The following is a 12,402-nucleotide window of genomic DNA, read 5'->3' as shown; positions in this document are numbered from 1 at the left end:
GTGCATCTTGTGCGCATGCGCATGCCAACGGAATTCTCGGCTATTTCGGCTAGCGTCGATGCTACCCGAAGGACACGCTGCGCGTCGAACAGCTCGGATGATAATCTCGTAACAGGTCGGCGAACTTTGCTTCAACCATAGCGAGACTTCAAGATGCGGCCGATCTGGATCAGATTCAGAAGCACAAAGAAAACGTTCCAGCCGACGACGTTCATGAGCGGCGCCGGCTGGCTATAGAAATACACGGCAAGACAGATTGCAGCCGCTGTGGTGAGAATCCTCAGCCGCAAAATGTCCAGTGTGAAGTAGGCGATCACATACAGGATGTTCGCCATGTTTGTCAGAAGGTCCATGTCCCTGGTTCCAATTGGATGCGGGGCACTCAGACGAGACGGTCCTTGAAGTGTTCCCGAACGGCAAAGGCGATCGCGCCGCGGCGAATGCCTATGTCCTTCAGGATGTGGTCGGGCAGTTCCTGCAAGGCCCTCTCGGCCCTGCGTGCTCTCAGCCCGATCGAAACGCGCTTCAGGTAGTGAAACATCGCTTTCTCCATTCGTGCGCAGCGTCGGGCATGCGGGCATGCCGCCCCAGGCGCCGTGCTGCTAATGTTTGCTGGTTGAATGACGCTGCCCCGCTTTGATCACGCGAGGCAGCGACCGGAGGTCGTCAGGCCGCCGCCGTCATCGGATCGTTGCGAATGATGACCGTGTCGGCGACGGGATAGAATTCCTCACCGGGCATGCCGACGCGCTTGGCGTGATCCCGGATGGCCTCGCCGTCTTTGGCCTCGTAGATGCAGAAGGTGCCGATGCGCCCGTCGGGCTCGTGCACGGCGTAGCTGCGGATCCAGCTGACCGTGCCCGCCATCTGTTCCTTGGCGACCTTTGCCGATTTCGCGCCGGCGGCTTCGAGTTCCTGCAGGGATGCCCAAGCGCTCGGGCGGCGGATAACAAACAGGTTCATGATCTTTCCCTTTCGATATCGCGCCAGCCTTTGGCCGGCGCTGCTGATTGCCAGGCGTGTCTGCCTGGCTGGGGAAAAATTACCGTCGAGGGGGACTGATCGTCCTTACCGGGACCTGATCTCTGGCTGATCTTTCACTGCCAACGCCGATAAGCCCGGTCAGCAGTTCGTCCCATCCAGGAGGCAGATTGGGTCAGAGGGTGAGTTCTTGCGTAGAGCCATCGACAAGCGGCTGGCTCTCGCGCGAAAAGCTATGGCGAAGCGTTGCGGCTTCCTCTTCCAGGCGCCGTGATCCCAGGTGGCGGGCCGATCTCTCTGCCGCGGTGATCTCCACTTTCGCACCGCTGGCGTCGCCCGAACTCAACAAGGCGCTGGCGAGCCGCAGCCGAACCCTTGCCGCGTGATAATCGACGCCTGCACTGGTCCAGAGCTGCCGGGCCAACAGCAGAAGCCGATTGCCGTTCGGGTCGCCCGGCTCGCAAAGCGCCGCCTTGGTTTCGGCAATCAATGCCTGCGTTGCGGGTTGCCGCCAGCGTTCTGGCTGCGCATCGATTTCGTTGAGATAGATTGACGCCTGGGCTGAGCGCCCGCCGCGCGCCGCAATGCAGGCTGCGTTCACCAGCAGGTTTCCGCGCCGCTGCAGATGGAACCACGACATCCCTTGTAGAGCCCGATCGAGCGCGGCAAGCGCCCCGTCCAGATCGCCTGTTTCGAACAAAAGCACGGCATTGCCCGGCTCCGCGTCCCAGCCCAGTGAATAAGCCTGGTCGTAGTCGGCGCGCGCCGATGTGAGGTCGCCGATCATCGCAAAGATATCGCCGCGGACACGGAAGCCTTCGCCGAGCGACCAGGATTCCTCCGCGGAGAGTTTGGGAAGCGCGTTGTTTATGCAAGTCAGGGCTTCAGGCAATATCTGCTGCGCCGCGACCACTTCGGCGCGATGAAGGTCACACGCGCCCGAGGTCTGCGCAAAACTTGCGGTGCACCAGCTTTCAAAGCCTTCGCTCCACTGGCGGGCACGGGGCCAATCGGCGTACGTCCTGCAGCTCCAGAGTATATTGCAGTAAACCAGACTACCGGTGATGGGGTCGACCTGGCTCGACAAAGCGATCGCCGCCGCGTGGTTTTGCTGCTCGCTGCCCTCCTCGATCTTGCCGAGGGCGAGGTTGAAAAACCCCTTGTATGCCAAAGTCAGAGCTAGCAGGCCGGGATCGTCGCAGTTTTCAGCTATCGCGTAAGCGGCTGACGCCAGCTGCAGCGCTTCCTCGGGATGGCCGCCCGAGGATGCCAGGCGCGACCGCATCCACAGCAGATATGCTTGCGTAGCATCGTTTGGCGACTGAGCCAGAAGCGACGCACCACGTTCCAGCCATCCTTCTGCGACGGCACCTGATCCGCGCTCGGCCTGGATCTTTGCGAGCGTGACAGCGGATCTGGCGGCGCGCGCGAAATCACCGGCCTCGATATGAGCCGCCACCGCGCGGGCCAGCACTGGGATCGCCTCGGTCGGTCGCCCACCACACTCGACGACCAGAGCCCAGAGATCGACATCAGCAGGAGAGAGACCTTCCTTGTCCGCCAAATGCGCGAACAGTTTTGCAGCCGCGCTCCAATCACGCAGGGCAGCCAGCCTGCGGGCCCCGGCAAGCATGTCGTCCCCCTGGAGCGAGGCAGGACGGACATACCCCAGCCCCGGTTCATCGATGGCGAAGCGATAGCCGTGGCGAACGTAGCTGTGTATCGCGTCCTGCAGGCCACCCGCTGCAAGCGCCTTGCGGGTGAGGCTGACCACGCGCTGAAGCGATGCTTCCGTCACGATAACATCCGGCCAAAGAGCGTCCATCAATTCGTCCTTGGGCACCACCCTGCCGGCGTTGCGCACCAGGTACACCAGCAAATCAAAGACAAGCGGCTGGATCTTCTGCCCAACGCCGCTTAGCGACAGCTTGCGGGCAGCTTCATCAAGTTCGAATTGTCCAAATGAGTATTGCATCGCCTCATCCCGATGCAACAATCTACCTTATCAGCTTTGATTGTGGGAGAGGCTTGGGCCGAAAGGTGGCAAGGCTTAAGTTTGGTCAGTAGCCAACGGCAGCTTTAGCGATAGCTCTCCATCCAAAACTGGACGGTCTGCCTTTTTGTTTTCAATGGCTAAAGACGAGCGGCGGCGCGATGCGGTCGCGCCGCAGCAAGCGGGGCCGAGTTCCGCCGACACCGTCACTTGAAACAGTCAAGCGGCCTCTCTCCTCATCAGCCGCTATTTCCTCTAGGATGTTCCGGTATCGCAGGAGCTGGCTATGACCGTGGATCACGTTCAGCGGAGAATGGCTGCCATCCTTGCCGCCGATGTGGTCGGCTACAGCCGGCTGATAGGCAGGGATGAGGAAGGTACCCTTGCGGCCCTGAGGGACTGTCGACAGATCATTGACCGGCTGATTGTGCACCATGAGGGACGGGTGTTCGGCAGCGCCGGAGACAGTGTCATCGCGGAGTTCGCAAGCCCTGTCGAGGCGTTGCGGTGTGCTACCGAAATCCAGTTGGAGATCGATAGACAGAACGCCGGCCTCCCCGAGCCAGACCGCCTGCGATTTCGCATTGGAATCAACCTTGGCGATGTCGTCGTAGAGGGTAACAACCTCATGGGCGAGGGCGTGAATGTCGCCGCGCGTCTGGAAGCGTTATCTCACCCGGGCGGGATATGTGTATCCGAAGCGATCTATACACAGGCTCGCGATCGGCTGTCGCTCGATTTCATCGATCTTGGCGATCACAAAGTGAAGAATATCGCCCGACCTGTGCACGTCTATCGGGTACCCCTCGCTTCGGAGGAAGAGGTCAGGTCGCCCTTTCGCGGTCTTGACGTCTTCGAATTTGAAAACGCCGACCTCTTCTTCGGCAGATCGCGGGCGATTGCCGCTTGCACCGAAAGGCTGGAGCAGCTGGCAGCCAACGGCAAAGCATTTTTGCTCATCTACGGGATGAGCGGCTCCGGCAAGTCTTCACTTCTGCGCGCCGGGCTGATGCCTTCAATCACCCGATCCGGCGCAGTGGTCGGCATCAGTTTGTGGCGCCGTTGCCTGATCCGCCCGTCCGAAGGGCCTGATGCTGTCGCCTCGTTGGCCGCGGGACTGCTTTGCGAAGGTGCTTTGCACGAGTTGGCTCTCGAACTGACAGCGGCTGAACTCACTCAACTCTGTCGAAGTTCTCCCGATCGCGTGCTGACTCTGATCCGCCATGCACTCGGCAAAGCAGCCGCCGCGGCTGGCTCGTCCCTCTCACAAATACGATTACTGATCGCCATTGATCAGACAGAGGAGCTGTTCACGACGGAGAAGGAACCAGCGTCGCGCGAAGCGCTTTTGCGGCTCTTGGCGGCGTTCGCCGGCAGCGGACTGGTCTGGGTGATTGCGACGATCCGGTCGGATTTCTTTCACCGCTGCGGCGAAGTCCGAGGCTTCTCGGCGCTGAAGGATGGGCTTGGCAGCTATGAGCTCTTGCCGCCGACAGGCCCCGAGATCGCCCAGATCATTCGCGAGCCAGCTCGTGCTGCCGGGCTCCGCTTCGAGGAGCGCGCCGATCTCGGGCGGCTCGATGATGTGCTGCAGGACGCGGCGGCCGCCGATCCCGGATCGTTGCCGCTTCTCGAATTCGTTCTCGATGCGCTGTATGAGGTGGGCCGGGAGCGCCGGATCCTCACCTTTGCTTCATATCGTGCGCTTGGCGGCCTCGAAGGGGCGATCGCGCGCCGCGCCGATGAAGTCGTCGACGCGCTCCCGCCCGACATCCAGGAGGCATTGCCCGCGGTGCTACGCGCTCTCACCACGGTGCGTCCGGGTGATGAAATGGTTACGGCAAGTCCAGTCCTACTCAGCAAAGTCGCGGGGACGCCGGCACGATTGGCTCTCGTCGACGCGCTGATCGCCACTCGGCTCCTGGTCAGTGATGAGGACCCTGCGGGCCATGTCTTCGTCCGCGTGGCACATGAGGCGCTGCTCAGCCGTTGGCCGCGCGCCAGCGACATTGTCAACGCGAATAGGAGCTTCCTTGAGACGCGGGCTCGGCTTAAGGCTGACGCCCACCGATGGCACTCGGACAACGAGAACCGCGAGCTTCTGTTGCCGTCCGGCAAGCGTCTCGCCGAGGGTGAGGAATTGCTGCTGTCGAGACGTGAGGAGGTCGACGATCAAGTCGTTGAATACATCGAGGCGTCGTCGCGTGCCCAGAAGGAGAGAGAGGAGAAGGACCGGCAAGCAGAGCGGGCACTGATCGAGGCTGCTGAAGCGGCAAAACGCGAACGCTTGGAGCGCGAGGCCGACCGGCTCGCGGGAGAGGCCGAGCGTCGGGATCTCGCGGCGACCGCTGCGGTACAGCTGGCGCGACGGACGCGCTATGCGGCCATTGTCGCGACGGTGTTGGCTCTCTTGGCTGGAGCAGGAGCATTCGTTGGGTTCAGAGGGCAGCAGGAAGCAATGCGGCAGGCGGCGCTGGCGCAAATGAGCGCGGATAAGGCCAGGTCGGCAGAGAGCAAGGCCCTTGAAGCGCGCGACCAAGCGCTCCGCAACCAGTCTCTTTCACTTGCGTTTCTTTCGCAACAAACCACAGTGAGTGGTGATACTGAGGCCGCAATCTTGCTTGCGCTGGAAGCGTTGCCGACGGGTACATCTGCAGACGGACGCCCGTATCTCTTTGAAGCGGAGGCCGCACTTTACAAGGCTTTGCTAACGCACCGTCAGACGACGATCTTCCACCACGACGCCGGTGTAACACATGCAGCTTTCAATCGGGCCGGCGACCGCATTGTCACCTCATCCTACGACAAGACCGCACGCATTTGGGATGTCCAGAATGGTACCGAGACTGCAGTTCTGAAGGGCCACCAAGGCTCCGTGGAGAGAGCGGAGTTCAGCCCGGACGGAAGCCGCGTCATTACAGCTGCTAGAGACGGCACCGCGCGCATCTGGAACGCCATCTCAGGGGAGCAGCTTTTTGTACTTCAGCCGGTCGGGAATCTTCCTACTGCAATTTTCAGCCCGAACGGCACCCGGGTGCTGACAGCGGGTGCGAACAGCAATGCATCACTCTGGGACGCTCAAACCGGAAGGAAAGTTCTGAGTGTAGAGAGCCGTGGAGCCCCCCTGGCGAGCTTTAGTCCCGATGGCCAGAGCTTCGCAACTGCAGACAACACCGTTCTTATCTGGAATGCGAATGATGGCAGGCTGAACCGGACGCTGCACGTCAACACTTGGATATACGGTGTCACATTCAGCCCGGACGGAAGCCGGATCCTGATAAGCTCTCGAGGCCCAATTTCAAGCCCTTACCCCCCGCGCCTTTGGGACGTGTCGAAAGGCATGGAAATTGCAACATTGGCCGGTCATAAGAGCGACACACAATTACAAGGCGTAGTGTTCAGTCACGACGGCCGTCGAATTGCGACGGCATCACTCGATGGTACCGCCCGACTCTGGGACGGAATCTCGGGCAGATTGCTAGGGGTGCTTGGCCAGGAATCCTCGGGGCTCCAACTAAGTTACATGGCCCCGGATGAGCGCGATCAGGAGATGAACAGCGTCTTCAGCCAAGACGATCGGTTCCTGGCTACTGCTTCTATCGATAACGCGATTCGTATCTGGGACGTCGAGCGCGCGTCGCTGCTCACCACCATCATTGGCCACGATGCCTTGGTCGAGCACGTGGAATTCAGCCCAGTTGACAACAGCGTTCTTCTCACTGCATCGCACGATGGCACCGCTCGGCTCTGGGATATCGACGGGGTTCTGACGACTGCGCTCCACCACAAATATCCGCCGACCTTTGCGGTCTTCAGTCCCGACAATGTGCACCTTTTGACTGGAGGTGGGGATAGCGCAGCGGATCTGTGGGATGTTGTAAGCGGACGTCAGATAGCCGAGCTTGACACACATGAAATTGTCCAAAGCGCAACGTTCAGCGCTGATGGAAGTCGCTTGGCAACAGCGTCTCTGGTTGGCCGAGTTCTTGTTTGGGACGTCGCGAGCAAACGCGAGGTCACGCAGTTTAAATCCAATGACGGGCTACTTCACGTTCAGTTTAGTCCCGACGGAGACCTCTTGGAGGCGGATTCGATCCACGGTACCGCACAATTGTGGGATGCGGCGAGCGGCACCGAATTGGCCGCCGTGAAGACGAGCGCGAAATTGCCACAGGCCATTTTCAGCCCGGACGGGGCCCTCGTCCTTACCGCAACGGATGACAACGCTGCGCACCTTCTGAGGACGGACGGAACTGAGTTCAAGGTTCTAATCGGGCATCAGAACCGAATCACCGCGGCGGCATTCAGTCCAGACGGCCAACTGGCTGTCACGGGTTCGCTCGACCACACCGCGCGGATCTGGTCGATCAAGGACGGAAACAATGTCGCGACGCTGAAGGGTCACAGCGACGAGCTAACAGCAGTCGCGTTCAGCCAGGACGGTCAGTCTCTCCTAACTGCCTCACGCGATGGAACCGTTCGGATCTGGAGCGTTTCGGCAGGAACAGAAAAGGTCGTTCTCAGGGGTCACAGCGGCGCAGTAGACAGCGCGCAATTCAGTCCTAACGGTTTATATGTCGTGACGGCGTCGTCGCAGGATCGCACGGTCAGGCTCTGGGGGGCGCAGTCGGGGCGCGAGATCGCAGTGCTTGCCAGACGGGAGGAAAAGGCCAACCGACCGGCGCTGATGCGCGCGGCTTTCGGTTCCGATGGAACGAGGATCGCAATCGTGTCCGGAGAAGAGAGCGTCCGAATAATTCGCGTCTTCCACACCCCCCAAGACCTCATCGACCACGCCAAGCAGACTGTTCCACGCGAATTGACCGCTTGCGAGCGGCGACGTTTCTTCCTTCCTGAAAAAGGCGACGGCGGGAACTGTCCAAGCTGATATCGCTCCAAAGCGCTCCGCGAGTAACGTCGCGATGCGATGGTCGGAGTCAATTATTCTGACCCTAGAGCGATGTCAGTTTATGGCGGTCAAACCCAGCCTTTGCTGAATTCGTGAACGCTTATCCGAAGGTCGCGTTTCGCCCCGATTGAGACGTTCTGAGACGGAGGCTGAACGGCATCGGAGGGTCAGCTAAAAGACTACGCTCGCACCGTCGCGAAGTCCGCTATTGAATATCCATGGCCCGAAGCCGCCAATCCGCTTCCGGCCCAAAAGGCGACATCAGACATCTGCTCTGCATTGACTGCTTCGGGCAACAGGCGGACCGATTGGTGCGCCATCAATGGCTGAAGACGAGCGGCGGCGCGATGCGGTCGCGCCTGAGCCAGCGGGCCAGGAGCAGCACCGCCACCACCGCCAGCCCCGACGCCAGGCCGATCCAGATGCCGACGCCGTGCAAGCCGAAATGGAAGGCGAGCAGCACGCCGAGCGGCAGGCCGATGCCCCAATAGCCGATGGCGGCATAGATCATCGGCACCTTGGTGTCGTGCAGGCCGCGCAGCATGCCGGCGGCAACGGCTTGCGCGCCGTCGAAAATCTGGAACAGCGCCGCAAAGGCCAGGAACGACACGGCAAGGGCGATCACCCTGGCGTTGACCGGATCGGTTATGTCGATGAAGGCGCTGATCAGCAGATGCGGCCACAGCACCATCACCAGCCCCATCAGCGCCATGAACAAGACGCCGATGACGAAGGCGGTCCAGCCAGCGCGTGAAACGCCTGCCGGATTGCCGGCGCCGTGGGCCAGGCCGACGCGCACCGTGACCGCCTGGTTGAGACCGAGCGGCACCATGAAGGAGATCGAGGCAATCTGGATGGCGACGGCGTGCGCGGCCAGCGAATCCGCATCGATCAGGCCCATCAGCAGAGCTGCCGCGTTGAAGATCGTCACCTCGAAGGCGAGGATGCCGGCGATCGGCAGGCCGAGCCGCAGCAGGCCCTTGAAGCGTGGCCAGTCGGCGCGCCAGAAGCGGCCGAACAGGCGATAGCGGCGGAACTTCTTTTCCAGCATCACCACCGCCGCCAGACCAACGAACATCAGCGTGCTCGACAACGTCGTGGCAAGTCCTGAGCCCGCAATGCCCATCGAGCTGATCCCGAGATTGCCGAACATGAACACCCAGTTGAAGAAGGCATTGCAGGCGACGGCGACGAAGATGATGACCAGCGCCCAGCCCGGCCGCTCCAACGCCGAGATGAAGGAGCGCAGCACGATATAGCCGTAGAAAGGCAGCACCGCCCATTCGAGCCAACGCAGATAGATACCGGCTTGATGGGCGAGCGCCGGCTCCTGTCCCATGGCCAGCAGAATGGCTTCCCCATGCCAGAGGAAGATCCAGATCGGGATCGCGATCAGAATCGCCAGCCACAGGCCCTGGCGCACGGTGCGGCGCAGGTCGCGCACGGAATGGCGGCGGCGGCCAAGCTCGGTCGCCATCATCGGCGAGGTCGCCAGCATCAAGCCGAGGCCGAAGATCAGCGGCATGAAATAGAGGTTGGCACCGAGTGCGCCGCTGGCCAGCGTGTCTGCGCCCAGACGCCCCATCATCATGACGTCGGTGGCCGTCATGGCGGTCTGGCCGAGATTGGTCAGCACCATCGGCCAGGCGAGCGCCAGCGTCGCCCTGATTTCCTGACGCCAAAGATTTTCCGGCGCACGAGCGCCGGCTTCGATCGCAGACATTGTCCTGCTCTTTCCGATTGCGGCGCGTCGGCAATAGGCCGGAAGCCGCACTTCCAAACGGCAAAACCTTCGGTTTCGCAGCGTTTGTGCCGTTCTATTGGACGAAATGCCACATTAAGGCAAGGGAGGAGAGACAGGCAGAGATTGAGCCAGGGGTATTGCAGATCATCACCGCCACCTCACTGTGTCGAAAGAGAGAAGGCGAGGGCGGCCGGCGTCGTTCACTTGCGGGCGCTGGCCTGCTACGGATTGGCCGAGACCGGACCGGATCCGGATTTCGCCCGGAGAGCAGAGGATGGCATTCAGGCGCAGAAAGAACACGGCCGCGATCCCACGCACCGTGCCTGCCTTCGAGCATATCGTCACGGAGGCGAGCGACAGTTTTCTGTGGCGAGTGGACGACTATCCTTGGGAGCGCAATGTCTGGAATTTCCATCCGGAATACGAAATCCATCTCTTGCGGAAATCCTCCGGGGTCGTGCTGGTCGGCGATCACATCGGCGAGTTCGGGCCGGGCTATCTGGCCATTGTCGGCGGCGGGCTGCCGCATGACTGGGTGACGTCGGTGCAACCCGGCGAGCTGATCGAAGGCCGCGACATCGTTCTGCAGTTCGATCCCGAAAGGCTGCGCGGATCGGCCGGGCTGCTGCCGGAACTGCGCGAGTTGGAGCCGTTCCTGGAGCGGTCGCTGCGCGGCATCGTTTTTCACGGCAAAACCGCGCTCGAAGGTGCCGCGCTGATGGAGCGGATGGGCACGGTGCATGGGCTGGCCCGGCTCTGCCTGTTCCTTGAGCTGGTCGACCTGCTGGCCAGGACCGACGAATACGAACTTTTGTCGTCGCCGGATTTCTCACCCGCCCTCGATGCAACCTCGCTTGATATCATCCAGCGCACGCTGACCTATCTGTTTCAGCATTTCGCCGAGGACCTGAAGCTGCCGGAGGTGGCGGAACTGGCCGGCATGAGCGAAAGCACGTTTTCGCGCTTCTTCCAGAAGAACACCGGCAACTCCTTCAGCGACCACATCGCCAAGCTCCGGCTCTGGCAGGCCTGCAAGTTGCTCGCCGACACCGATATTCCGATCACCGACATCTGCTTCCAGGTCGGCTATATGAACATCTCCAACTTCAACCGCGCCTTTCTGCGCAAGCACAAGATGACGCCGTCCTCCTATCGCAAGCTGTCGCGGCAACGGCTGACGATGCGCGCCTGAAATCGGCCTTTCTCGGCCCATCGGTACTCACCTGACGGACACCGTCCCCAAGGAGCCGGTTTTGCAGCGCACAATGCATAAAAGTACAGGTCTGCTGCAACGGGGCTTCTAGCGCGGCCTTTAGCAACTCCTCATTTTGGCGATGGGTGGCTTGTCGCTCGGGCGATGGCGAGGATCGCGCAATCCGAGGACTTCCGCTTCCTGCGACTGTTCCTGGAGGAGAAAATCAATGAAACCAATTCGGCTCGCTGCGAGCTTGAGCGCAGCTTTCCTGCTCACCACCACCCTCTCGACCATGGCGCTGGCGGCGCCGGTCTGCTCGGCGCCGGTCAAGGTGCTGGCGCAGCCGCGCGACGGCCTCACGCTGCTGGAAGAGTCCAAGGACGAGTTCCAGAAGCTGGCCGGCGCCAGCTTTCAGATCGACTATCTCAACGAGAACGATCGTCGGGCAAAATCGCGCGCCGATGCGTCCACCGTCGGCAACTACAACGTCTACTATGTCGACGAAGCCAATGTCGCGCTGTTCGCGTCGTCGAAATGGATCGTTCCGCTGACCGATTATTATCCGGCTGATTATGACTATGCCGATTTCGACCCGGGTCGGCAGAAGGTCGCCACCTATGACGGCAAGGTCTGGTTCGCGCCGCTGACCGGCGGCGGCGACCTGATGGTCTACCGCAAGGATGTGCTGGAAGCCGCCGGCATCCAGCCGCCGAAGACACTGGACGAGCTGATCGCCGACGTGCCGAAGCTGACCGATCCCGACAAGGGCATGTATGGCATCGCGCTGCGGGGCGCGCGCGGTTCGGGCGCCAATGTCTGGCGCTGGATGCCGTTCTTCAAGGCCTATGGCGGCAAGTGGTTCGACGGCGACAAGCCGGCTTTCAATTCCGAGGCGGCAGTCAAGGCCACCGAGACGTACCTGAAGCTGTTCAAGGATTCAGCACCCGGCACGCAGACCGGCAGCTGGGATGAATCGACCGGCGCCTTCCTGTCGGGCCAGGTCGCCATCCTCGTCGAGTCGACGCCGCTGTCGGGCATGGCGGTCGACCCGAAGACCTCGCAGGTGGTCGGCAAGATCGGCTTCCTGCCGCCGCCTTCGCCGCTCACCGGCGGCGGTTACGGTCATGGTCTTGCCATTGCGGCCAAGGCCAATGCCGATGACGCCTCGAAGAAATGCGCCGGCCTGTTCATCGCCTGGGCGACGTCGAAGGAGAATGAGAAGCGCCGGCTCGACGCGCACCAGTTCGGCGAGCTCAACCGGACCAGCATCCTGTCCAGCAAGGAGTTCGCCGACATCTATGGCGCCGATCTCGGCCAGGCACTTGCCGAGACCGGCAAGGTGACGGCGGTGAACTTCTGGCAGGATCCGCGCTGGCCGGATCTTGGCGACCGCTGGGGCATCATCCTGGAAGAGCTGGTCACCGGCACGCGCACCGACGTCAAGGGCGGCCTCGACGAGCTCGAAGCCTACGCCAACGAGCTGATGAAAAAGAAGTAATCCTCCCGCCCGCGGCGCGCGGTCCACGGCATTCGATGGCATGCCGGGACCTGTGCGCCGCGGGTCTCCCGCAAATTCCCAC

The 12,402-nt window shown here is 61.5% G+C and carries 8 protein-coding genes; 3 read left to right on the top strand and 5 right to left on the bottom strand.

Annotated elements, in window-relative coordinates; all coding sequences use genetic code 11:
• Positions 1-131: 131 nt before the first annotated feature.
• The 4 genes from AC1D1L_RS17745 to AC1D1L_RS17730 form a co-directional block, all read right to left on the bottom strand.
• Positions 132-353, bottom strand: a complete 222-nt coding sequence (locus tag AC1D1L_RS17745) for a hypothetical protein (RefSeq protein ID WP_477342791.1) — start codon at positions 351-353, stop codon at positions 132-134.
• Between the two features lie 29 nt (positions 354-382).
• A complete protein-coding gene (locus tag AC1D1L_RS17740; RefSeq protein WP_112560041.1) occupies positions 383-541 on the bottom strand; it encodes a DUF1127 domain-containing protein in 159 nt (52 codons plus the stop codon).
• Between the two features lie 125 nt (positions 542-666).
• Entirely contained in the window at positions 667-963 is a 297-nt protein-coding gene (locus AC1D1L_RS17735) for a nickel-binding protein (RefSeq protein ID WP_477342790.1), read from the bottom strand.
• Between the two features lie 193 nt (positions 964-1,156).
• Entirely contained in the window at positions 1,157-2,956 is a 1,800-nt protein-coding gene (locus tag AC1D1L_RS17730) for a winged helix-turn-helix domain-containing protein (protein ID WP_477342789.1), read from the bottom strand.
• A gap of 304 nt (positions 2,957-3,260) precedes the next feature.
• Here AC1D1L_RS17730 and AC1D1L_RS17725 point away from each other — a divergent pair, with 304 nt between their 5' ends.
• Positions 3,261-7,862, top strand: a complete 4,602-nt coding sequence (locus tag AC1D1L_RS17725) for an nSTAND1 domain-containing NTPase (protein ID WP_477342788.1) — start codon at positions 3,261-3,263, stop codon at positions 7,860-7,862.
• Between the two features lie 340 nt (positions 7,863-8,202).
• Here the strand turns inward: AC1D1L_RS17725 and AC1D1L_RS17720 are convergent, their stop codons facing one another.
• The gene (locus tag AC1D1L_RS17720; RefSeq protein ID WP_477342787.1) at positions 8,203-9,606 is read right to left on the bottom strand and encodes an MATE family efflux transporter; all 1,404 of its coding nucleotides are present in this window, start codon (positions 9,604-9,606) and stop codon (positions 8,203-8,205) included.
• Positions 9,607-9,901: 295 nt separating this feature from the next.
• Here AC1D1L_RS17720 and AC1D1L_RS17715 point away from each other — a divergent pair, with 295 nt between their 5' ends.
• Both AC1D1L_RS17715 and AC1D1L_RS17710 read left to right on the top strand, forming a co-directional pair.
• Positions 9,902-10,819, top strand: coding sequence for an AraC family transcriptional regulator (locus AC1D1L_RS17715; protein ID WP_477342786.1), 918 nt, complete (start codon positions 9,902-9,904; stop codon positions 10,817-10,819).
• 229 nt (positions 10,820-11,048) lie between these two features.
• Entirely contained in the window at positions 11,049-12,320 is a 1,272-nt protein-coding gene (locus AC1D1L_RS17710) for an ABC transporter substrate-binding protein (RefSeq protein WP_477342785.1), read from the top strand.
• The last annotated feature ends 82 nt before the right edge of the window (positions 12,321-12,402 follow it).

The sequence above is a fragment of the Mesorhizobium sp. P2_D6 genome, from assembly GCF_056404315.1.
This window is presented reverse-complemented; position numbering and strand designations above follow the sequence as displayed.